This is a genomic window from Flavobacterium sp. Sr18, from assembly GCF_011064265.1.
Taxonomy (GTDB): domain Bacteria; phylum Bacteroidota; class Bacteroidia; order Flavobacteriales; family Flavobacteriaceae; genus Flavobacterium; species Flavobacterium petrolei.
The window spans coordinates 2694239-2717359 of the sequence record NZ_CP049329.1; the positions used below are offsets into that span (position 1 = coordinate 2694239).

General features: G+C 34.6%; 19 protein-coding genes. All 19 read left to right on the forward strand.

All coding sequences use genetic code 11. From position 1 onward, the window contains the following. The first annotated feature begins 10 nt into the window (after nt 1–10). The 19 genes from G7A72_RS11925 to pseI all read left to right on the forward strand — a co-directional run bounded on the left by G7A72_RS11925 (nt 11) and on the right by pseI (nt 23063). Complete coding sequence (locus tag G7A72_RS11925; protein WP_165152623.1) at nt 11–2476, forward strand: polysaccharide biosynthesis tyrosine autokinase; 2466 nt, start codon at nt 11–13, stop codon at nt 2474–2476. A 20-nt stretch (nt 2477–2496) separates the two neighbouring features. Next, on the forward strand, nt 2497–3477 hold the full coding sequence (locus G7A72_RS11930; protein ID WP_165152624.1) for an SDR family oxidoreductase: 981 nt from the start codon (nt 2497–2499) through the stop codon (nt 3475–3477). Nucleotides 3478–3510: 33 nt separating this feature from the next. Next, nucleotides 3511–4902: a UDP-glucose 6-dehydrogenase gene (locus G7A72_RS11935; protein WP_165152625.1), complete on the forward strand. Its 1392-nt coding sequence runs from the start codon at nt 3511–3513 to the stop codon at nt 4900–4902. A gap of 303 nt (nt 4903–5205) precedes the next feature. Further along, nucleotides 5206–6489, forward strand: a complete 1284-nt coding sequence (locus G7A72_RS11940) for a nucleotide sugar dehydrogenase (RefSeq protein WP_165152626.1) — start codon at nt 5206–5208, stop codon at nt 6487–6489. 115 nt (nt 6490–6604) lie between these two features. Then, nucleotides 6605–7612: a mannose-1-phosphate guanylyltransferase gene (locus tag G7A72_RS11945; RefSeq protein WP_165152627.1), complete on the forward strand. Its 1008-nt coding sequence runs from the start codon at nt 6605–6607 to the stop codon at nt 7610–7612. 171 nt (nt 7613–7783) lie between these two features. Further along, entirely contained in the window at nt 7784–8155 is a 372-nt protein-coding gene (locus G7A72_RS11950; RefSeq protein WP_165152628.1) for a GIY-YIG nuclease family protein, read from the forward strand. Between the two features lie 256 nt (nt 8156–8411). Continuing rightward, nucleotides 8412–8882 (forward strand): UpxY family transcription antiterminator, encoded by a 471-nt coding sequence (locus tag G7A72_RS11955; protein ID WP_165152629.1) that lies wholly within the window; start codon nt 8412–8414, stop codon nt 8880–8882. A 744-nt stretch (nt 8883–9626) separates the two neighbouring features. Beyond that, nucleotides 9627–12050 carry an SLBB domain-containing protein gene (locus tag G7A72_RS11960; RefSeq protein ID WP_165152630.1) on the forward strand — a complete coding sequence of 808 codons (2424 nt, stop codon included), beginning with the start codon at nt 9627–9629 and terminating at the stop codon, nt 12048–12050. A 649-nt stretch (nt 12051–12699) separates the two neighbouring features. Then, nucleotides 12700–13764 (forward strand): Wzz/FepE/Etk N-terminal domain-containing protein, encoded by a 1065-nt coding sequence (locus G7A72_RS11965; protein ID WP_165152631.1) that lies wholly within the window; start codon nt 12700–12702, stop codon nt 13762–13764. Between the two features lie 81 nt (nt 13765–13845). After that, nucleotides 13846–14865: a UDP-N-acetylglucosamine 4,6-dehydratase (inverting) gene (gene pseB, locus G7A72_RS11970; protein ID WP_165152632.1), complete on the forward strand. Its 1020-nt coding sequence runs from the start codon at nt 13846–13848 to the stop codon at nt 14863–14865. Continuing rightward, complete coding sequence (pseC, locus tag G7A72_RS11975) at nt 14858–16057, forward strand: UDP-4-amino-4,6-dideoxy-N-acetyl-beta-L-altrosamine transaminase (RefSeq protein ID WP_165152633.1); 1200 nt, start codon at nt 14858–14860, stop codon at nt 16055–16057. The genes pseB and pseC overlap by 8 nt, the downstream gene beginning before the upstream one ends. Nucleotides 16058–16063: 6 nt before the next feature. Further along, nucleotides 16064–16930, forward strand: coding sequence for an aldo/keto reductase (locus G7A72_RS11980; protein ID WP_165152634.1), 867 nt, complete (start codon nt 16064–16066; stop codon nt 16928–16930). Continuing rightward, nucleotides 16921–17682 (forward strand): cytidylyltransferase domain-containing protein, encoded by a 762-nt coding sequence (locus tag G7A72_RS16525; RefSeq protein ID WP_206531506.1) that lies wholly within the window; start codon nt 16921–16923, stop codon nt 17680–17682. The genes G7A72_RS11980 and G7A72_RS16525 overlap by 10 nt, the downstream gene beginning before the upstream one ends. Beyond that, entirely contained in the window at nt 17682–18989 is a 1308-nt protein-coding gene (locus G7A72_RS16530; protein WP_206531507.1) for an aminotransferase class III-fold pyridoxal phosphate-dependent enzyme, read from the forward strand. The genes G7A72_RS16525 and G7A72_RS16530 overlap by 1 nt, the downstream gene beginning before the upstream one ends. A gap of 1 nt (nt 18990) precedes the next feature. Then, nucleotides 18991–19548 carry a GNAT family N-acetyltransferase gene (locus G7A72_RS11990; RefSeq protein ID WP_165152635.1) on the forward strand — a complete coding sequence of 186 codons (558 nt, stop codon included), beginning with the start codon at nt 18991–18993 and terminating at the stop codon, nt 19546–19548. A gap of 58 nt (nt 19549–19606) precedes the next feature. Next, nucleotides 19607–20293: an SDR family NAD(P)-dependent oxidoreductase gene (locus G7A72_RS11995; RefSeq protein ID WP_165152636.1), complete on the forward strand. Its 687-nt coding sequence runs from the start codon at nt 19607–19609 to the stop codon at nt 20291–20293. Further along, entirely contained in the window at nt 20290–20985 is a 696-nt protein-coding gene (locus G7A72_RS12000) for a metallophosphoesterase (protein WP_165152637.1), read from the forward strand. Before G7A72_RS11995 ends, G7A72_RS12000 begins: the two co-directional genes overlap by 4 nt. 73 nt (nt 20986–21058) lie before the next feature. Further along, the gene (locus G7A72_RS12005; RefSeq protein ID WP_165152638.1) at nt 21059–22006 is read left to right on the forward strand and encodes an ATP-grasp domain-containing protein; all 948 of its coding nucleotides are present in this window, start codon (nt 21059–21061) and stop codon (nt 22004–22006) included. Next, complete coding sequence (gene pseI / locus G7A72_RS12010) at nt 21990–23063, forward strand: pseudaminic acid synthase (RefSeq protein WP_241258507.1); 1074 nt, start codon at nt 21990–21992, stop codon at nt 23061–23063. The genes G7A72_RS12005 and pseI overlap by 17 nt, the downstream gene beginning before the upstream one ends. The last annotated feature ends 58 nt before the right edge of the window (nt 23064–23121 follow it).

The following is a 23121-nucleotide window of genomic DNA, read 5'->3' on the forward strand; positions in this document are numbered from 1 at the left end:
ATTTCAAAAAATGTTAGATATAAAAGATTTTTCGGTTTTTGAAAATCAAACCAGTTTCGACTTTAAAGATTTTTTAATTAAAATTGGAAGTTACTGGAAGTGGTTTCTAATTAGTTTATTGATTTCTTTCACTATTGCCTACCAAGTGAATATTCGTAAAGAAAAAATTTACGGAATGGAAACGTTAATAGCAGTGAAAGAAGAAAGTAATCCTCTTTTTACTTCAAACACCAGCTTGGTTTTTAATTGGGGGGGGACTTCTGATCAAGTTCAAACGATTTCAACAACGTTACAATCCAGATCTCATAATGAGCTAGTAGTAGACAAGTTGCAATATTATATTAATTACTTAGTTCAGGGGAAATACAATGTTGTAGATGCTTATGGCGCCGTACCCTTTTACGTAAATATTGATAAATCTAAAGGTCAATTGGCAGGAAACCTCATAGGGATTAAGTTTCTAAGCGAAAATGAATATGAAATCAGGGTTCCATTTGAGAATCAAAGTGTTTCATTACTAACGTATTCCAATAATTCTTATAGCAATACAAATGTTGAAACTGGGGATTTTGTAAAAAAATATAAGGTTGGAGAACAAGTGTCTTTACCTTTTTTAAACTGGAAATTACAAATAAAAGATAATCCCGGTTTTTACAAAGGAAATGAATATTTTGTGCAGTTTAATGGTTTTGATGAAACTGTATCCAGCTACAAAGGAATAAGTGTCAGGTCAGATGATAAGGGTGGTTCTATCATTACTCTTGGGATGCAAGGAACCAATAAAGCAAGAATGGTTGAGTATTTGAATTCTACGGTTAAAATGCTTATCAAAAGGCAGTTGGATAGTAAGAATCAATTTGCGACCAATACAATTGCATTTATAGATAGTACACTTGTGGCTATGGAATCTCAATTGAAAGAAACTGGGGATGAATTAAAATCATTCAGGAAGGATAAAAACATTTTTGATATAGAAGAAGGAGGGACAAAATTTTCTGACAAAGCTCTCGAGTTTGATGTTAAAAGAGATGAAGTTATTCGTAAAATAACGTATTACAACTCTTTAAAGTCTTATTTGAAAAATAGTGTTGATTATTCTAAGCTTCCCGCTCCAACGGTTGCTGGAATCGAAGATCCTAATATAGTGGTTAATGTTTCAAAATTGATTGCGCTTTCCACACAAAGATCGGAAATGGCTTATGCGGTAAAAAGTGATAAGATATTCAAAGATTTTGACAATCAGATGGAGGCAGTAAAAAAAGTCTTAATAGAAAATATTGCATCGGCTAAAGCTTCTTTACAAGAAGATCTCGCTATGGTGAACAGCAAAATCAATCAGACTGAAAGTGCAATAAAAAAGTTGCCTGAAGATCAGCAAGAGCTTATTAAAATAAAAAGGAAATATGATTTAAGTGATAATATTTATAGCACATTTCTTCAAAAACGTAGCGAAGCCGATATTGTTAAAGCTGCAAATTTATCAGACATTCATTTTATTGACCCTGCTAAGGATGTTGGAGGAGGATTAATTGGGCCTAAAACTTCAGTTAATTATGTGTTGGCTTTATTTTTAGGAATATTGATTCCCTTATTATTTGTTTTTGGAATTTTCTTTATAAATAATTCTATTCAAAATGTAGAGGATATTAGTAGGTTGACTAAAATTCCAATCATTGGAGTGGTGGGTATAAATAGAGAGGAATCAAGTTTGGCAGTATATGAGAAGCCAAAATCTGCATTATCAGAATCATTTAGGGCGATTCGTTCTTCGTTGCAATTTTTATACAAGAAACAAAACGTGGATGGAGCAAAAACACTAATGATTACATCTTCAGTGAGTGGTGAGGGAAAAACATTTTGTTCTATAAACATTGCAACAGTATTTGCTCTCAGCGAAAAAAAGACGGTTATCATTGGACTTGATTTAAGAAAGCCTAAATTATTTGATGAATTTAATTTACCCAATGAAGTGGGTGTTGTGAATTATCTAATTAAGCAGAAAACGGTGGATGAAATAATAAATCATACTCAAATTCCTTTTTTGGATGTTATCCTTTCTGGACCAATTCCGCCAAATCCATCAGAGATGATTTTGAGTGAAAGTATGGGGGAGTTAATCACAGAATTAAAGAAAAAATACGATTACATTATTCTGGATACACCTCCTGTTGGTCTAGTTTCTGATGCTTTAGAGTTAGCTGAGTTTTGTGATGTAACGTTATATATTGTAAGGCAAAATTTCACTAAAAAGGATATGATTACATTACTGAATAACAGAGTAAAAAGAGGAGAATTAGATCATACAAGCATTATTTTGAATGGGTTTGCAAATAAAGCTAAATATGGCACAGGTTACGGATATGGATATGGTTACGGAAATGCGCCCTATTCTGATGGATATCATGAGGAGGAAAAACCAAAAAGCATTTATGAAAGAGTAGCGCATAAATTATTAAAGAAAAAAAACAGATTATAATCTGTTAATCAGCGATAAAAATGAAAGAAAAAACGATTTTGATTACCGGAGGTGCCGGTTTCATAGGGTCTAATCTCTGTGAATATTTTTTAGACAAAAAGTATAAAGTAATTTGCTTGGATAATTTTGCTACGGGACATCGGCATAATCTTAAAGATCTTGTTAATAATGTTAATTTTCAATTAATAGAAGGTGATATTCGAAACTTAGTCGACTGTCAGCTTGCCGTTCAAGGGGTGGATTATGTGTTGCATCAAGCTGCTTTAGGTTCTGTGCCGCGTTCTATAAATGATCCTATAACCACAAATGATGTTAATGTATCCGGATTTTTGAATATGCTAGTAGCCTCTCGCGATGCTAAAGTTAAACGATTTGTGTATGCCGCGAGTTCCTCTACGTATGGAAATTCAGAAGCTTTGCCAAAAGTGGAAGATATAATAGGGAAACCACTTTCTCCGTATGCGATTACGAAATATGTGAATGAATTGTATGCTGAAATTTTCAGCAAGACGTATGGTCTAGAGACGATAGGATTGCGTTATTTCAATGTTTTTGGAAGAAAGCAAGATCCTAATGGCTCTTATGCTGCAGTGATTCCTAAGTTTGTGATGCAGTTCATGCAACATGAAAGTCCAAAAATAAATGGGGATGGAAATTATTCCCGAGATTTCACTTACATTGATAACGTTATTCAAATGAATGAGTTGGCGATGTTGACACAAAATCCAGCTGCTATTAATACCGTTTTTAATACGGCGTATGGCGATAGAAATACGTTGAACAATTTAGTGGATTATTTGAAAGAATTTTTAGCCAAATATGATCCAAAAATAGCTAATGTTGCCGCTGAATATGGTGCGAACAGAGCGGGTGACATTCCGCATTCATTGGCTAGTATTGATAAAGCAAAAACCTTACTTGGATATAATCCTAAATATTCTATGCAAGAAGGATTAAAAGAAGCTGTAAAATGGTATTGGGAGAATTTGCGTGAGAAGTGAGAAGTTAAATTAGCGAATAGAAAAAAGTAAAGAATGAAAATTACAAAAATTTGTTGCATCGGGGCAGGATATGTCGGAGGGCCAACTATGGCGGTTATTGCGCAGAAATGTCCCACTTTACAAGTAACAGTTGTTGACATGAATGCAGATCGGATTGCGGCTTGGAACGATACAGATGTTGCGAACATTCCTATTTATGAACCAGGTCTTGATGTAATTGTAGCGGAGGCTAGAGGAAGAAATTTATTTTTTTCTACAGAGGTTGAAAAAGCGATTGATGAAGCACAAATTATTTTTATATCAGTGAATACGCCTACCAAAACGTATGGTAAAGGCAAAGGAATGGCCGCTGATTTGAAATATATAGAATTGTGTGCCAGACAAATTGCCAGAGTTGCCAAAGACAATAAAATTGTTGTTGAAAAATCAACTCTTCCGGTTCGTACCGCAGAAGCAATTAAAAGTATTTTGGATCATACCGGTAACGGTGTTCAATTTCAAATTCTTTCTAATCCGGAGTTTCTTGCTGAAGGAACTGCCGTTCAAGATTTATTGCATCCCGATCGTATTTTAATTGGAGGAGATTCTTCAGAAGAGGGTCAAAAGGCCATACAGGCTTTAGTTGACGTATATGCAAATTGGGTTCCTGCTAATAAAATACTAACGACTAATGTTTGGTCTTCTGAATTGTCTAAGCTTACCGCCAATGCGTTTTTGGCACAACGAATCTCTTCCATCAATGCGATGTCCGAACTTTGTGAAAAAACGGGAGCTGATGTCAATGAAGTGGCAAAAGCCATCGGAATGGACAGTCGGATAGGTGCTAAGTTTCTAAAAGCCTCAGTAGGATTTGGAGGATCTTGTTTTCAAAAAGACATATTGAACTTAGTATATATAGCCAAATCATATGGCCTGAATGAAGTTGCTGATTATTGGGAGCAAGTAATCATCATGAATGATCATCAAAAGAGACGTTTTTCAAATAGTATTGTACAAACGTTATACAATACTGTTGCGGGAAAAAAAATCACATTTTTAGGATGGGCATTCAAAAAAGACACGAATGATACCAGAGAGTCGGCTGCCATTTATGTAGCTGATCATTTACTTAATGAGCAGGCAAAGATCGCAGTCTTTGATCCAAAAGTGAGTGCTAAAAAAGTACTGGCAGATTTGGATTATCTAGAGACAAGAACTTGCGAAGAAAATATAGCAGGAGTAACCTCCTATGACGATCCTTACCTTGCCTGCAGGGATTCACATGCCATTGCAGTACTCACTGAGTGGGATGAGTTTGTTGCATATGACTGGCAAAAAATATATGATTCCATGCAAAAACCTGCTTTTGTTTTTGATGGTAGAAATGTTTTAAACGCCTCTAAAATGAAAACAATTGGCTTTGTTTATCATGCTATAGGATCTTAGCAAGGAAAAAGAAGTGCTCGCGACATTTAGGGTATTGTTACTTTCCTAGTTTAAGTAATTAGGTCGCCCTGATCAGGATAATTTTCAATCTTTTTTTTGCTTATTGATTTGGAGTATGTATTTTAGCTTTTGCCACTCCAGTAGATATTGCTGTTCGTTTCATGCGTTGCAAAGTGGAGAGAGAAACAACGCTATTTAAAGTATCTTTGCTTGTCAAATTAAGGGGTGATTTTTGTGATTTTTAAATAATATAGGTACAAGCCAAATAGGTTTTGTAATTTTTAACCAATTCCATTTATAAAGTTGAATACAAATATAAAAATAGCAGTTATAGGGCTGGGTTACGTAGGTCTGCCTTTGGCAAGGCTTTTCGCGACCAAGTATGCTGTAGTAGGATTTGATATTAATCAGTCGAGAATAGCAGCGCTTGCTGCTGGAAATGATACCACACTTGAAATTGATGATGCAACTTTGCAGCGTGTTTTACGCCCTGCACCAAGTAATGAAGTTGGGCTTTATTGCACTGCTACTTTAGCTGATATTGCCGATTGTAATTATTATATCATTACAGTTCCAACGCCGGTAGATAAGAACAATCGTCCTGATTTGACTCCTTTGTTTAAGTCCAGTGAAAGCGTAGCTTCTGTTTTAAAGAAAGGGGATATTGTTATTTATGAATCTACTGTTTATCCAGGTGTTACTGAAGAGGAATGTGTTCCTGTTCTTGAAAAATATTCGGGATTAAAATTCAATGTTGATTTTTATGCCGGCTATTCGCCAGAGCGTATCAATCCGGGAGACAAGGAACATACCGTAGAGAAAATTTTGAAAGTCACTTCCGGATCCACTCCGGAAACAGGGCATAAAGTAGATCAGCTGTATCAATCGGTAATTACAGCCGGGACGTACTTAGCCCCATCGATAAAAGTAGCCGAAGCAGCCAAAGTAATTGAGAATTCACAACGAGACATTAATATTGCTTTTGTGAATGAATTGGCAAAAATATTTAATCTTTTAGAAATTGACACACATGCGGTTTTAGAGGCTGCGGGAACCAAATGGAATTTTTTACCTTTTAAACCGGGTTTAGTTGGCGGACATTGTATTGGTGTTGATCCTTATTATTTGGCTCAAAAAGCCCAAGAAAAAGGATATCATCCTGAAATTATACTTGCAGGACGCCGTTTGAATGATAGCATGGGAGAATATGTAGCGTCTCAAGTAGTGAAATTAATGATAAAAAAAGGCATAATCGTTAATGGTGCCAGTTTGTTGATGCTGGGAATCACTTTTAAAGAAAACTGTCCAGATGTGCGCAATACTAAAATAGTTGATGTCATTAAAGCTTTGGCTGATTATGGTATTCAAATTACAATATATGATCCTTGGGCCAATCCAGTTGAGGTACAACGGGAGTACAATTTGACTACCACAACAACGCTTCCTATTGAATCTTTTGATGCGGTTGTTTTAGGGGTGTCTCACACTGTATTTCTAGATTTGGATTTCTCATTATTGCAACATGAAAAAAGTTTGTTGTATGATGTTAAAGGAATTTTAGGAGATCTAGCGGATGGACGTTTGTAACGTCAAGCTTGCCATTAGAATCTATTTTAGTAAACCCATTAGTTTTGTTGTGGTTAAGAAGTTTTGGTCTTATATAGTAATAAAAAAAAGTTTGCAAATTATATAAAGCGTAATTATGAAAAAAACAAATGCAGTTACTCACGTAATACTTACGGGAGGAGTTGGAAGCAGGTTATGGCCTTTATCACGCAAAAGCCAACCGAAACAATATTTGGATTTGTTTGACGGCAAATCTTTGTTTGAAATGACTGTTGAAAGAAATCGTAATTTGGTGGATACTGTTATGGTTGTGGGTAATACCGATAATTGCCATTTGAGTAGGATGGTTTTAGAAAAATCAGCTACAGCTTATGTTGATATTATTGAATCAACTCCAAGAAACACAGCTGCTGCAATCGCTTTTGCCGCATTTGCTTCTGATCCTGATACTGTATTAATTGTTACGCCTTCTGATCATATCATCGATGAAATGGAGCGCTATGAGCAATCCATTAAAGAGGCGGTTGATAAAGCCTCCAAAGGCTATATTGTTACTTTTGGTATTATTCCCACTAAACCAGAAACGGGATATGGTTATATTGAACGTAAAGGAGAGGATGTTCTTTCTTTTCGAGAAAAACCAAACAAGGTTTCGGCTAGAGATTTTATTGAAAAAGGTAATTTTTTGTGGAACAGTGGTATGTTTTGTTTTAAAGCAGGTGTCTTTTTGGAAGAATTAAAATTATTTAACCCTGAAGTTTATGAAAAATCGAAAATTGCTTGGGATGCTAACATAGATGGAAAATTAGATTTGGACTTGTCACTTGCCATTCCTTCTATCAGTATTGATTACGCTGTTATGGAACGCAGCAGGAAAATAAAAGTAGTCTCCTCTGAATTTACGTGGTCTGATTTAGGGTCTTTTGAATCGGTTTATGATTATTTAGTATCAAAAGGTCATGCCATAGACGCCCATGGAAATATGGTTATTGGGAAAGCTGTTTATACTGCTTTTGTAGGATTAAAGAACACAATCTTTGTTTCTACCGAGTCAGCTAATTTAATTTTGCAGAAAGAAAGTTCACAGGAAGTCAAGAATGTTTATAACGAATTAGAAAGAAAGAAATCTCATTTGTTAGAGTAAAGTAAAGCGATTATTAGATTTCTTAATCCTAAATCCGTTGGTTGTTCTTAATGTCTTTTTATACAAGTGTTGTTGCGGTTTTGTAAAAATAGTTGAACTGACGTTACTTTTGGTTCAAGAAGGTCTGATTGCACGATAAAATTTTATAATTTGTACTTAACAAAAAATAAAATGAAGCAGTCCTATGTATACATTATAAAATGCTCAGGTGGTAGTTATTACACAGGTGTTACAAGTAATTTATCTAGTAGATTATACAAACATAATTCTGGATTCTATCCTGATTGCTGTACTTTTAATAAAAGACCATTAGAATTAGTTATCTATTGTGAGTTTCCAGATATAAACATAGCTGTAGAAAAAGAAAAGCAAATCAAGAAGTGGTCGAAAATTAAGAAAGAAGCTTTAATTAATGGGGAATTTGAGTCATTAATTAACTTAGCTAAAAAGAGATTTCATAAAGGATGGATTCTCAATCGTCGGATATTCGTCACTTCGAGTGTTTTGGCTGGAGGAAGTTGTTTATATAAAATAGTATGTTAGCCAAAATGCATAGAGAATTTTTGGATTCACAACTGTTCTCGATACATTTTTATAAAGCCGCTGTCGCTATTTTATAAAAACACTCGAACTGACGGGTTCTTGATACATTTTTATAAAGCCGCTGTCGCTATTTTATAAAATTGCTTACTGTGGTTTTTTGTGGTTTTTGATTCTGTTGAGGATTTAAAAAAATTGTACTGAGACATTGGAATGCAGTTCCTTTTAAAAAATAAAAAATTAATCAATACTGGAAAATATGAGTTGGTACGTTGTATACACTAAACCCAAATGGGAGAAAAAAGTGGCGGAGCGATTGACTGAAATGGGAGTCGTTGCCTATTGTCCTTTGATTGCAAAAATTAGTCAGTGGTCCGACCGTAAAAAAAAGGTCATGGTGCCTTTGTTTAACTCTTATATTTTTGTTCAGATAGCTGATAAAGATCGGAGTCAGGTTTTTGACATACCTGGGGCTATTCGTTATTTGTTTTGGTTAGGAAAACCAGCAGTAGTTAAAGATATTGAAATTGAAGCCATTCAGAATTGGCTTTCGGCACCGGAAACATTTGAAATTGCTATAGAAACTTGGCGCAAAGGGGATAAAATTGTTTTAGATTCGGGACCATTTATCGACCAAGAGGCTATTGTACAAGAAGTCAAACAGAGCCATTACCTGCTAGTGTTAGAATCTTTGGGCTGCGTGCTTAAAGTAGATAAAAAACAACTGTAAAAGCTTGCTGCCGTGTTTTGCGTTTGTATAGATGAGTCACAAACGCTTTGGATTCATAAGATTTTATAGCGTAACTACATCGACTTCTCACTGTTCAGAAGGCGATATGGATAGCTTTATTAATAGGGAAAGTTTTTTCTTTTAGAAAAAAATGGCTTTTCATCCCAAAAACAGGTCTTTTTAGTTTTTTTTTGGCACCTCTAATGTGTTTCGATTTTTTAATTTATTGCTATTTTACAATTCTTATTAATTGTATCCCACAGATCATTAAATACTAATATTGTCAATGTATCCCGAAGTACTATTTTTGTTAGCTTTATAAGTGAATTCGTATCAATTGGATTTTTTGCCGTATCTTTTATTTTGTAATATGCAAGAAAAATCACTTTAAAATTAAGGGTTGTTTTTAGATAAAACTGTGAATTTTGTAAACAAAATTTATAATAGTCTAATTATTTACTATAAATTTGCCGTTTTATATCTAGCGCAAATTCCTAATTGGGACTTGCAACGGCGAAGCCATATCATGTGGTGATTTTTGACAACAATATAAAGAGAAAAAAGGCGTACTAGTACTTGTTAGCAATGCTTATTTGGCTTTGAGTGTTTTAAAAGAAATTAGAATCAGAAATGTAATTGTATCGTTATAGTACATTTTTATTCTCTTTTTTATACCAGACTTTCCATTGCTTTCCTACTATTAATTGCCAATAATTGCGCAGGATAAATTTACACACCCATTTTATGAAAAAAATAATTACTGTTCTTGTCCTTTTTATCGCTTTTTTCTATTCGACTACTGCGGTAGCTCAAGATTTATTAAAGAGTACTGATTTAAGTACACTTAAAGTGGATAATTTATCCGATGGTGATATTTCAAAAATAAAAATGCAGTTGCAGTCTAATAATTTGACTATTGAGCAAGCTGAGCCTATGTCTTTAGCAAAAGGAATGCCCGCAGCTGAATTTGCCAAATTGAAAATTCGTTTGCAGCAAACTAATGGAGCAGCTTCTGGAATAATTGGTGATTCAGAGAATGAAGCGGATACAAAAGAGCTTAGCAGAAAACAAGAAAAAATTGTCAATACGAAGGTGAAAGATACTGTCAATGCGTTAATCTTTGGTTCAGAGCTTTTTGACAATCCTATCCTAAATTTCGAACCTAATTTGAAATTAGCGACCCCAATGAACTATGTGCTAGGGCCTGGTGATGAATTGCAAATCAGCGTTTATGGTGTTCAGGAATTTAATGCATCGGTGCCGGTTACTACAGAAGGTAAAGTTACTATTCAATATGTAGGTCAGATTTCCGTTTCAGGAATGACTATTGAAGCGGCTACTCAAAAGATCAGAGGTGCCATTGCGCGTGTGTATAGCACAGTTGCATCCGGTCAGTCACAGGTGGGTGTGAGTCTTAGTAGAATTAGAACAATCCGAGTAACGATAATAGGGAGTAAGCAGCCGGGAAATTATTCTATTTCTTCTTTAGCAACCGTTTATAATGCGTTGTTTTTAGGTGGAGGTCCGGGAAAGAACGGCAGTTACAGAAATATAGAATTATTGCGAGACAATAAGGTATATAGAAATATAGATATTTATCGTTTTTTGGTTAATGGAGACCAGTCTGACAATGTAGGTCTGAAGGATAATGATGTCATTCGGATTCCGGCGTACAGTCAAAGGGTAACGGTAGAGGGTCAGGTCAAACGACCTGGAATCTTTGAAATGAAGAAAGGCGAGACTTTTAATACTTTAGTGTCTTTTGCTTCGGGGTTTAACGAATTTGCTTACACGGCCTCTGTCAATGTGTTGCAAAAAACGAATAAGGAATTCAAAGTAACAGATATTAAGGAGTCTGAATTCAATACCTACAAACCGCTGTCAGGCGATGTGTTTCGCGTTTCTAAAATTTTAAGCCGTTTTGAAAACCGAATCACAATCGAAGGAGCCGTTTTTAGACCGGATACGTATTCCTTTTATGAGGGCATGCGCATTTCTGACCTAATCAGCAAAGCAGATGGTTTAAAAGAAGATGCTTACAACAATAGAGCCCGAATTATCAGGTTGCGATCCGATCTGACTACAGAAATCGTCAATGTCAATTTGGCTCAAGCCTTGTCTGGTGATTTGGATGCGGACGTTCCCTTAAAAAGAGAAGATGTTGTTACGGTTTATTCTATTTTAGATTTCGAAGAAGAATTTACCATTACCATTAATGGAGAAATAAAAAAACCAGGAGTATATCAATATTACGATAACTTAACCCTTAATGATGTATTGGTTCAGGCAGGGGGTTTAAGTGGTTCGGCTTCTAAAAAGGTTGAAATAGCACGAATGATACAATCAGAGGAGATCGATGATTCGAATCCTAATAAAGTAGAATTGTTTAATATCGAGATTTCAGCCACCAATAATGAGCAGGCTAAAAATTTTGCGCTGCTTCCTTTTGATGTGGTCAATATCCGAAAGATGGCGGTATACGAAAAACCTGAGATGGTGACTGTAAGTGGAGCAGTGCAGTATGCTGGTAAATATGTCTTGGCCGGTAAAAAAGACCGTGTGTATGATGTGATTCAAAGAGCAGGTGGATTGACTTCGGTTGCCAATTTAGAAGGGGTACGTATCAAAAGGCCTATACAAGCTAAACAAATTGAAGATTTGGAAAATGTCAATTTGAACTTAGGAAAAAAAGACAGCATTCAAAATAAATTAGAGAAAAAATTAAAAGAAGATTTAAAATATGCGACTATTCCAGTGGATTGGAAGTCCATCATTAAGAATCAAAAGAGCAATACCAATGTGACTTTGTTTCCAGGAGATGAAATTGAAGTTGTTCCTTTTAATGAAGGCGTTAAAGTGACTGGAAATGTGCTGCTGACTTCGGAGATTCCGTATGACCGCAGTAAAGGGTTTCGTTATTATCTGAATGCAGCCGGTGGGATTGATGCTAAAGGGTGGAAGAAAAAAGCGTATATCATTTATCCAAATGGAAAAGCAGATGTTGCGAGTTCTTTCTTGTTTTTCAAAAATTACCCAAAGGTAACTCCGGGGTCGCAGATTATTGTTCCTGAAAAACCAGAGACCAAAAAGATGAGTACGGGAGAATTTGTAAGTATAGCGGGAGTTTTAGCGAGTTTGGCTGGAGTTATTATTGCTATATTGAGGTAAGGTTTAAGGTTTATCGTTGTCTGTAAAAGGAAGAATTCCTTGCAATAAGAACAATGAAAATTTTTAAAGATTTAGATATTTACAATTTGAGTTTGTTGTTATAAATTTGAGTGGTGTGAAGAGTGATTAAGGAATTATTACTGCTCAAGAACAATTTTTTCTTTTTTGGTTGATCAAAAAAGAAATAAAAAATTATTCATAGGTTAACTGTATAGTTATTGAGGCTATATAGTATTATTAAAGAACAATTTTTTCTTATTTGCTTGATCAAAAAAGGAACAAAAAAATATTCATGCATTAACTTTATAGTTATTGAGGCGATATAAAATTATTAAAGAACAATCTATTCTTTTTTGCTTGATCAAAAAAGAAACAAAAAAATCAAGCCTGAAAATTAAAAGCTTAAAAACTACCTTAAAGTGCCGTTCCGCAGCCCGAGCCGTTCGTCCTTCGTCCTCAACTCGCGGACTGCTGCCACTTTACTTTTTCGTTGTTTTTTTGCGTTTTTAATTTAAGGGCGATGGAGGAGTGGTGTGAAGAGGATTCCGTTTCCGATATTAGTTGAACGATGATTGAAAAAATGGTGAATGAAAAACGGTGGGCAAAAAACGAAAAATAATTAGCTGTTAGTTATTAAATATAAGTGTTGATGGAAGTACAAAATGACGAAATATCGTTAAAGGAATTAATAGAAAAAGGAAGGGAATGGTTTTCTTATTTGCTTTCGCAATGGAAGGTCATTGTTTTGGCGGGGATTGTAGGTGCCGGATTGGGTCTTGCTTATTCTTTTAGTAAAAAACCAGTGTACACTGCCAGTTTGTCTTTTGCTTTGGAAGATGAAAAAGGTGGCGGTGGTTTAGGGAGTGCCCTTGGATTGGCCAGTTCGCTTGGCTTAGATCTCGGCGGCGGCGGCGGGAGTATTTTTACCGGCTCTAATTTGACAGAATTGTTCAAGTCCCGTGCGATGGTGGAACAAACGTTGTTGAGTCCCGTTGTTGTTGATGGAAAGGCTGTTTCTCTTGCAGAGATGTATATTCAGAATAACGAATGGAGAGATCAATGGAATGAAAATCCTAAATTCAAGGCGATCCAGTTTTTACCCGATACCAAGAGAAAGTACTTTACCCGAGTGCATGACAGTATTTTAGGGGTTATGTATCAAGATTTATCTAAAAATGGTTTGGTTGTAGGTCAAAAAGATAAAAAAATAGCGATTATTACAATTGATGTGTCTTCTACCAATGAATTGTTTTCTAAATATTTTACTGAATCTTTGGTAAAAGAAGTATCCGATTTTTACGTAACTACGAAGAGTAAAAAAGCACGTGAGAATATGGATATCCTAGAACGTCAAACGGATTCTATTCGTGGGGCACTCAATGGTGCCATTACTGGTGTGGCTGTTGCTAATGATAATACTTTTGGATTGAATCCTGCCATGAATGTGCGCCGTGCTCCTTCTGCACGCAGACAGGTGGATGTTCAGGCTAATACTGCGATACTAACCGAGTTAGTTAAACAAACTGAACTAGCCAAAGTTACTTTGCGTAAAGAAACCCCTTTGATTCAAGTGATTGATCAACCGATTTTGCCTTTGAAAAAAGAACAATTTGGAAAGGCGAAAGGGATTGTCTTTGGAGGGACTTTAGCTGGTTTTTTGACGGTGATGGGGTTGGCCGTAAGACGAATGTTTACAAAGGTGGTGTCCTCTTAGTTCTATACTATGGAAAAAGAATAAAAGAATTATATCCAATGAGGGTAAACAATAGTATTATTTCACAAATATATATATAATATGAATCTTGAAAATAAAACAATTTTAATAACTGGTGGAACGGGGTCTTTAGGGAAAGCATTAACTTCTCATATTTTTAAAAATTTTCCTGAAATTAAGAAATTGATCATACTTTCTAGGGATGAGCAAAAGCAGTTTCAAATGGCTCAAGAATTTCCAGAAAGCCAATTCCCTCAAATTCGTTTCTTTTTGGGAGATGTTCGAGATGAGCAAAGATTGGTACGGGCCTTTCAAGGCGTTGATATTGTGATTCACGCTGCCGCAATGAAACATGTGCATTTAGCTGAATATAATCCTGATGAGTGTATCAAAACTAATATTGGTGGTGCACAAAATGTTATTCATGCTGCTTTGCAAACAAGCGTAAGCAATGTTGTTGCACTGTCAACTGATAAAGCTTGTGCACCAATTAATTTATATGGTGCTACTAAATTAACTTCAGATAAGTTATTTGTTGCAGCTAATAATATAAAAGGAACTAATCCGATTAAGTTCTCTGTTGTTCGATATGGTAATGTAATGGGATCTAATGGTTCTGTTATTCCTTTTTTTATGAAAAAGAAAGCAGAAGGGAAATTGCCTATTACTGATCCTACAATGACTCGTTTTAATATATCATTACAAGGAGGTGTAGATATGGTAATGCATGCTATTGATCAAGCTTGGGGTGGTGAGATTTTTATACCAAAAATACCTTCGTATAAAATTACTGATGTTGCTGCAGCTGTTGCTCCAGAATGTCCCTTAGAAATTATTGGAATTAGACCAGGGGAAAAAATTCATGAAGAAATGATTACTTCTTCGGATTCTTACAATACGTATGATTTAGGGAAGTATTTTACAATATTACCCTCTATTCCTAATTTTAATCTAGATGGTTTTATATCTACTTTTAATGCTGTTAAAGTTGAGGAAGGATTTAATTATAATTCAGGAACTAATTCGGAATGGGAAACTGTTGAAGGTTTAAGGGAGTTAATAAAAGAACATGTTGATTCAAATTTTTTAATAAATGATTGATAAAGTAATACCCTATGGTCGTCAAAATATTACGCAAGAAGACATTAATGTTGTTATTGATGCATTACAGTCTGATTATCTGACACAAGGTCCTAAAATTTTAGAGTTCGAAAAAGCTTTTGCAGAATATGTAGGAAGTACTTATGCGGTAGCTGTTTCTAATGGAACTGCTGCATTGCATTTATGTGCATTAGCATTAGATGTAAAGGATGGGGACAAAGTGATTACAACACCCATCACTTTTGCGGCATCAGCAAACTGTGTGCGTTACTGCGGTGGAGAGGTTGTTTTCTCAGATATTGATCCCGATACGTATCTTTTGGATATTGAAAAAGTAAAAGCATTATTAGAGGCATCTCCAAAAGGAACTTATAAAGGAATTATTCCTGTTGACTTTGCTGGACGAGCTGTGGATTTAGCAGCGTACAGAAAATTAGCAGATCAATATGGTTTGTGGATTATAGAGGATGCTTGTCATGCGCCAGGCGGTTTTTTTAATGATACAAACAATAGTAGTCAAAATTGCGGAAATAGCAAATTTGCCAATTTAGCTATTTTTTCTTTTCACCCTGTAAAGCATATCGCTTGTGGAGAAGGTGGAATGATAACGACTAATGATGAAATTTTGTACAAAAAACTTTTAGCATTACGTACACACGGTATTACTAAAAACGAGTCGGACTACAGTAATTCTATAGAATTTGCTAACGGAACAACTACGCCAACTGATGCTTATCCTGGCTGGTATATGGAAATGCAAACTTTAGGATTCAATTACAGATTGACCGATTTTCAGGCTGCTTTAGGAACAAGTCAATTACAAAGAGCTGATGATGGAATGGTAAAAAGAAGAGAAATTGCATCGATTTATAATGAAGCCTTTAGAGGGAAGTCTTTTATACAAGGACAGTCAGGTGTTGTTGAGGGTCATGCTTATCATCTTTATGTTATTGAAGTTGAGGATCGTTTGGGCTTGTATAATCATTTGAGAGAAAATAAAATTTTTGCTCAAATCCATTATATACCTTGCCATTTAATGCCTTATTATAAACAATTAGGTTGGGCAGCAGGCGATATGCCAAATGCCGAAAATTATTATAAAAATTGTATTAGTTTACCAATGTATCCCACATTGTCAACAGAGGAACAAAACTATGTTATTGACAAAATAACAGCATATTACAGTAAATAAGTACATATGAGTAAACTGATTTTAGGGACCGTTCAGATGGGTTTGGATTATGGAGTTAATAACAATTCTGGGAAGATCACTTTCGAGAATAGTTGTTTGATTTTGTCAAAGGCATTTGAGGTAGGAATTGACACTTTAGATACAGCAGAAGCCTACGGGAATGCCCATAAAGTAATAGGGGATTTTCACAAGTTAAATCCCGAAATAAAATTTGATGTCATCACAAAAATTCCACACAAAGTAGTCGTTGAAGAAATCGAACAAAAAATTAGAATGTATAGTACTGATTTAAATGTGGACTGTCTAGAAGTTTTAATGTTTCATTCCTTTGATTCTTACGAAAATAGCAACCAAATTATTTCAGTTTTAAATAATTTAAAAAGGCAGGGATTAATCAAGCATATTGGGGTTTCTGTTTACACAAACAGTCAAATAGAAACACTATTATTGGACGATAATGTGACTGTTGTTCAGATGCCTTTTAACTTATTGGATAATGAATCAATAAGAGGGGAATTAATGCATAAGTTAAAAGAAAAAGGTAAAATCATTCATACAAGATCCACTTTTTTACAAGGGTTATTCTTCAAAGAGCGAAAGGATACCTCTGAGATTTTCCAAAAACTATCCAAAGAATTAATCGCTATTAAAACAATAGCAGAGGAAAAAAAGGCAAGTATTTCTAATTTAGCATTAAGCTACTGTTTGACTCAAGAAAAGATTGATCAAGTATTGATTGGAGTGGATTCAGTAAGTCAGTTGTTAGAAAACGTAAATGCTTTAGATTATAAAATGGATCAAGATACGATTCAAAAAATCAATACAATTCAAGTTAGTAATACAGATTTATTAAATCCATCGCTATGGAAGTAAAAACAATAGTAATTACCCAGGCTAGAGTTGGGAGTACAAGATTACCTGGTAAAGTATTAAAAGAAATTAACGGAAAGTCATTACTCCAAATTCATTTGGAGCGATTAAGGAAATGCACTACCGTTTCTGAAATAATTGTTGCCACAACAAGCGAACCAGCAGATCAAGTACTATTTGATAAAGCGATCGAATGGGGTTTTAGTGCTTCGAAAGGTTCTGAGTCCGATGTTTTGGACCGATTCTATCAATCAGTTAAAGATAAAAACCCTGATTGGATTGTGAGAGTAACATCTGATTGTCCACTGATTGATCCAATTTTAGTGGATCAAGTAATTACGTTTGTACAGGAAAATAATTGTGATTACGTTTCAAACGGCCTTATTGAAAACTTCCCTGATGGGCAAGATATTGAAGTTTTTAAATTTACTGCATTAGAGCAAGCATGGAAGAATGCTACATTGTTATCAGAGCGGGAGCATGTTACTCCATACATACGAAACAATTCAGATTTTAATGGAGGAGATTTATTTACTGCTATTAATTTTCCTTGTGAGTGGGATTTTTCCAAGATAAGAATGACGGTTGATGAAGTAAGGGATTTTGAATTAATCGAAATTTTGGTACATGAATTAGGCACTGATATAACTTGGTTGGAATATGTAAATTATATTATTGAAAATAATTTGACCAAAGTGAATGATAAAATTATTAGAAACGAAGGACTTTTAAAGTCATTAAAAAATGATAAATAATGGGTACAGGACAAGAATTATATAAAAAAGCCAAAGAACTTATTCCGGGAGGGACAATGTTACTTTCAAAAAGACCAGAAATGTTTTTACCTGAACATTGGCCTTCTTATTTTTCAAAAGCAAAAGGATGTAAAGTTTGGGATTTAGACGGAAAAGAATTATTGGACATGTCCATAATGGGAATTGGTACCAATACTTTGGGATATGGGAATGACGAGGTAGATGCAGCTGTAATTGAAACAGTAAAAAAAGGAAACATGAGTACCTTAAATTGTCCTGAAGAAGTGTATTTAGCCGAAAGGTTAATTGCAATGAATCCATGGGCAGATATGGTTCGATTTGCACGAAGTGGAGGGGAAGCAAATTCCATTGCAATTAGAATTGCCCGTGCAGCTTCTGGTAAAGACCAAGTGGCTATATGTGGCTATCATGGTTGGCATGACTGGTATTTATCTGCTAATCATAACGGTGGGGATGATTTATCAGGCCATTTGATTCCTGGATTAAGCCCAAAAGGAGTACCGAAAAATTTAAAAAACACGGTATTCCCTTTTCACTATAATAACTATGAAGAATTATTGTCAATAGTCGAAAATAACAATATTGGAGTAATCAAAATGGAAGTTTTGAGAAATTTTGGTCCAGAAGATAATTTTTTACAAAAAGTAAGAGATTTGGCGACTCAAAAAAATATTGTATTGGTTTTTGATGAATGTACTTCTGGTTTTAGAGAGACTTTTGGAGGGATATTTCAAAAATTTGGTGTGGAGCCAGACATCACTATGTTTGGTAAAACAATAGGGAATGGGTACGCATTAACTGCAGTAGTGGGAAGAAAATCAGTTATGGAAGCGGCTCAAACCACTTTCATAAGTAGTACGTTTTGGACAGAAAGGATAGGTCCAACTGCGGCCTTGGCTACTTTAGACGTAATGGAAAAAGTAAAATCTTGGGAACAGATAACTGCTATTGGTAACAAAATGCGTTTAGGTTGGCAAAAACTGGCTGACAGTCATAATCTTTCTATTTCTATTGCAGGAATTCCTTCTTTAAGTACTTATGGTTTTACAAGTGGTAATGCACTAGCTTATAAAACATATGTAACCCAAGAAATGTTGAAAAAAGGATTTTTAGCAAGCACTCATTTTTACGCTTGTACAGAACATAGTGACGCGCACTTAAATTCTTATTTTGAGGCATTAGACGGTGTTTTTGCAATGATATATAGATGCGAAACGGGTGAATTCAATATTAATGATTTACTAGAAGGACCTATTTGTCACGGAGGATTTAATCGTTTAAACTAAAATGAAATTGTATTCTGTTCTACATAATCAGGTTTTCGAATTCGAGAATTATAAAATTAGCCCTATTCGGTATGAGGATCGTTTTGATATAATGAAATGGAGAAACGAACAAATTTATCACCTGAGACAAAGTAAACTTCTTACCTTAGAAAATCAAGAACATTATTTTAAAAATGTTGTGAATTCTCTTTTTGACAAAGAACAGCCGGCTCAAATTCTCTTTTCTTATTTTGAAAATGAAGTGTGTATTGGTTATGGAGGTTTGGTTCATATTAATTGGATTGATAAAAATGCGGAGATATCTTTCATAATGAATACCGATTTAGAAAAAGATGATTTCGAAAAACATTGGAGCATTTTCTTGAATTTAATTGAGCAAGTTGCTTTTACTGATTTGAAGCTGTATAAGATATCAACATACGCCTTTGATTTAAGACCAAAGTTGTATCCTGTTCTTGATAATTCTGGTTTCAATAAAGAAGCAGTTTTGAAGAATCACTGCATTTTCAATTCGGAATATATAGACGTTGTGATTCACTCGAAATTTATCACGAACTAACTTGAAAAATCAAAGTATCGCTAGAAATAGTTAATATAGCAAGAGCAAAATAGAGGAAATGAAGAAAATAATTGTAATTACTGGTGGAAATAGAGGGCTTGGAAAAGCCCTTATTGATGTCACGCTAAAAGATGAAAATGCATTTATTGTATCGCTGTCCCGTTCTGTACACGAAGAACACAAAGCGATAAGCGATAGTAAAATGATATTTATAAAAACCGATTTAGCGGATCCTTTTTTAGATTCTATATTCGAAATCATTACCGAAAAATTGAATGCTGAAACTAACGTGTATTTTTTTAATAATGCCAGTATTATTTTTCCAATAGATAAAATTGGTAGTTTTAAAGAATTGGACATTGCAACATCAATAAAGGTGAATGTCAATTATCCAGTCAGTTTGATTAATGCGCTGTTAAGACTATTTCCAAAGAATAAAAAGATATTAGTTAACATTTCTTCTGGTGCTGGCAACAGGCCAATTCCTTATTGGTCATTATATGGAGCTGCAAAAGCCTATTTGAAATTGTTTTTTATGGTTTTGGAAGAAGAAAATAAAGAAGATTCATTACTTTTCTTACACAGTATAGATCCTGGAGTTTTGGATACTAAAATGCAGGAGGATATTAGACAGAGTACGTTTCCTAATCAAGATTATTTTAAGTCGCTGAAAAAGGACAACAAACTTATTCAACCTGAGGATGCCGCTTTGAGCATATTAAATGAAATTAATTATTTCGAATGAAGGTAGGTGTAATTTCAGATATTCATGGGAATCACTATGCTTTGGAAGCGGTTTTAAAAACGGCCAAAAAAGAAGGGATTGAAAAATTATTGGTTTTAGGAGATATTGTAGGTTACTATTACCATCCTGAAATTGTGTTAGAAATGCTTTCGGATTGGGATTATGAAATCATAAAGGGAAATCATGAGGTTTTACTGGAGGATTTAAAAAACGGTACGATCGAACCCCAATTGTTGAAAGACAAGTATGGGCGAGGTCATGAACAAGCCTTAAAAAGTTTGGATGACAAAACCCAACAGTGGCTGTTTTCTTTACCAGTGCAAAAATCAGTACGTATTGATAACGTTAGTTTTCAATTGAATCATGGTAGTCCATCAAGCGTAGATGAGTATGTTTATCCGGATGCTTCTATCGAACAATTGGAAAAATGCAATTCAATAGCGCATGATTTTGTACTAATAGGGCATTCGCATTATGCTTTTTCGGTTAGATGCGCAAACAGCACTTTGATAAATTGTGGTTCAGTAGGGCAGTCCAGACAAAAAGGAGGCTTAGCCTATTGGGTTGTAATTAATACTAGTAATAAAAGTTTTGAAATTAAAGCAACACCTTATGATGTTGCGGTATTACTAGAAGAAATAAAGAGATTCGAACCAAAAATTGGATATTCTTCGAATATTTTAGAACGATAGCTATTCATTGATTTTCAACTTAATTGCTATTTATAATAAATAAACTCACTAATAATAAACGGTAGTAAATTTTATGATAAAAGATAAGCTAAACATACTTGTAACGGGTTGTGGCGGAGATATTGGTCAAAGTGTTGGTAAAATACTTAATGAATATAGTTTGGTAGGTAATTTATATGGTTGCGATATTTCTGATAAAAATGCAGCTAAATTTATTTATTCTAATTTTTTCTTAGGTTTACCTTGCAATGTTCCAGAATATATCAGCAACTTGGAACGTATCGTTACTGAAAAAAAAATCGATTTTATTATTCCGATTTCAGAACCAGAATTACGTTTTTTATCTAAAGAAAATATAAATAAAATTGGTGATGCAGAGGTGATATTGGCATCAGCATCCGCTCTTGAAATTGGATTTGATAAATTAAAAACGGCTGATTTTCTAAAAAAAGAAAACCTTCCTTTTCCAATTACCCATTCTGTTGATGCTATTGAGAAGCTGGAAGAATTTCCAGTAATCATGAAATCAAGAACGGGTTCTGGTAGTTCAACTGTAAGTATAGTTAGGGATAATGATACCTTTATGGCTTTAAAAAAAGGGAATCCAGATTTTATTGTTCAAGAGTTTTTAGATGGAGACAATGGAGAATATACTTGCGGTGTTTTTAGAAGTAAAAGTGGAATTATCAGATCTATTATTCTAAAAAGGGAATTAATGGGTGGTTTTACTGGTTATGGCGAAGTGATTGACAATAAAGAAATAGATAAGTTGCTTCATAATGTTGCCGAAAAATTGCAATTGATAGGAAGTATCAACGTTCAATTAAGACTTACTTCTAAAGGGCCTGTCGTTTTTGAAATAAACCCTCGGTTTTCGAGTACGGTTAGGTTCAGACATCTATTCGATTTTAAAGATGTAGAATGGTCTATCGAAGATAAATTAGGGATGCCAATCTCTGATTATATCGAAACAGCCATTGGCAAAAAATTATATAAAGGGTTTAATGAATATATTCAATAAGATTATGAAAGAAATTTGTATTGGCGGAACATTTATAGGAGAAGGACATCCAAGTTTTATAATTGCAGAATTATCTGCAAATCATAATGGTAGTATAACAACAGCCATTGAAACAATTAGAGCAGCTAAACGTACAGGAGCCAATTGTATTAAGTTACAAACATTTACGGCTGATACCATAACATTAGATTCAAAAAAAGAGGATTTTAGAATAAGTCAAGGTACACTGTGGGATGGTCAATATTTACATGATCTATACATGCAAGCATACACACCATGGGAATGGCATGAAGAATTGTTTAAAGTTGCGAAAGAGGAAGGTTTGATTTGTTTTTCTTCGCCTTTTGATAAAACAGCAGTAGATTTTTTAGAAACACTAAATGTGCCTGCTTACAAGATTGCTTCTTTTGAAATAACAGATATTCCATTAATCGAATATGCAGCTTCAAAAGGGAAACCTATTATCTTATCTACAGGGATTGCAGAGGAGGCAGATATAGAGTTGGCCTTGGACGCTTGCAGAAGAGTGGGGAATAATGATATTGCCTTATTAAAATGTACTTCAAGTTATCCGGCGCCTATTGAGGAAGCTAATATGTGTATGGTAAAAGACATAGCTGAAAGATACGATGTAATCAGCGGTTTATCGGATCATACTATGGGAGTTACTGTACCCATTGTAGCGACTGTTTTTGGCGGTAAAATTATCGAAAAACATTTTATTTTAGATCGTTCTATTGGTGGGCCAGACGCCACTTTTTCGATGAACGAAGCGGAGTTTACTGATATGGTGAAAGCGGTGCGTGAAACCGAAAGTGCAATTGGTAAGGTTGATTATACGTTGACTGAAAAGCAAGCGAAAGGAAAAGATTTCTGTAGATCGTTATATGTGGTTGAGGATATTAAAGCGGGTGAACTTATTACCGAAAAAAATGTGAGATCTGTTAGACCAGGATTTGGAATGCACCCTAAATTTTATAAAGATGTTTTAGGAAAGATCGCTAGCATGGATGTGGAGAAAGGTACTGGATTAAAAAAAGAATTTATTAAGGATTAAATGCCGTGTTTCATTGCTGTCAGTTTTAAATAATACTCACAAATAAATAGTAAGCAGC

Bases quoted from the DNA above. Each gene is read 5' to 3' on its own strand.
- pseC (WP_165152633.1), top strand. From the start codon at position 14,858: ATGATTGATAAAGTAATACCCTATGGTCGTCAAAATATTACGCAAGAA.
- pseI (WP_241258507.1), top strand. From the start codon at position 21,990: ATGAATATATTCAATAAGATTATGAAAGAAATTTGTATTGGCGGAACA.
- G7A72_RS11930 (WP_165152624.1), top strand. From the start codon at position 2,497: ATGAAAGAAAAAACGATTTTGATTACCGGAGGTGCCGGTTTCATAGGG.
- G7A72_RS11980 (WP_165152634.1), top strand. From the start codon at position 16,064: ATGAGTAAACTGATTTTAGGGACCGTTCAGATGGGTTTGGATTATGGA.
- G7A72_RS11955 (WP_165152629.1), top strand. From the start codon at position 8,412: ATGAGTTGGTACGTTGTATACACTAAACCCAAATGGGAGAAAAAAGTG.
- G7A72_RS11935 (WP_165152625.1), top strand. From the start codon at position 3,511: ATGAAAATTACAAAAATTTGTTGCATCGGGGCAGGATATGTCGGAGGG.
- G7A72_RS16530 (WP_206531507.1), top strand. From the start codon at position 17,682: ATGGGTACAGGACAAGAATTATATAAAAAAGCCAAAGAACTTATTCCG.
- G7A72_RS11960 (WP_165152630.1), top strand. From the start codon at position 9,627: ATGAAAAAAATAATTACTGTTCTTGTCCTTTTTATCGCTTTTTTCTAT.
- G7A72_RS11995 (WP_165152636.1), top strand. From the start codon at position 19,607: ATGAAGAAAATAATTGTAATTACTGGTGGAAATAGAGGGCTTGGAAAA.
- G7A72_RS11965 (WP_165152631.1), top strand. From the start codon at position 12,700: ATGGAAGTACAAAATGACGAAATATCGTTAAAGGAATTAATAGAAAAA.
- G7A72_RS11945 (WP_165152627.1), top strand. From the start codon at position 6,605: ATGAAAAAAACAAATGCAGTTACTCACGTAATACTTACGGGAGGAGTT.
- G7A72_RS16525 (WP_206531506.1), top strand. From the start codon at position 16,921: ATGGAAGTAAAAACAATAGTAATTACCCAGGCTAGAGTTGGGAGTACA.
- G7A72_RS11925 (WP_165152623.1), top strand. From the start codon at position 11: ATGTTAGATATAAAAGATTTTTCGGTTTTTGAAAATCAAACCAGTTTC.
- pseB (WP_165152632.1), top strand. From the start codon at position 13,846: ATGAATCTTGAAAATAAAACAATTTTAATAACTGGTGGAACGGGGTCT.
- G7A72_RS11950 (WP_165152628.1), top strand. From the start codon at position 7,784: ATGAAGCAGTCCTATGTATACATTATAAAATGCTCAGGTGGTAGTTAT.
- G7A72_RS12000 (WP_165152637.1), top strand. From the start codon at position 20,290: ATGAAGGTAGGTGTAATTTCAGATATTCATGGGAATCACTATGCTTTG.
- G7A72_RS12005 (WP_165152638.1), top strand. From the start codon at position 21,059: ATGATAAAAGATAAGCTAAACATACTTGTAACGGGTTGTGGCGGAGAT.
- G7A72_RS11990 (WP_165152635.1), top strand. From the start codon at position 18,991: ATGAAATTGTATTCTGTTCTACATAATCAGGTTTTCGAATTCGAGAAT.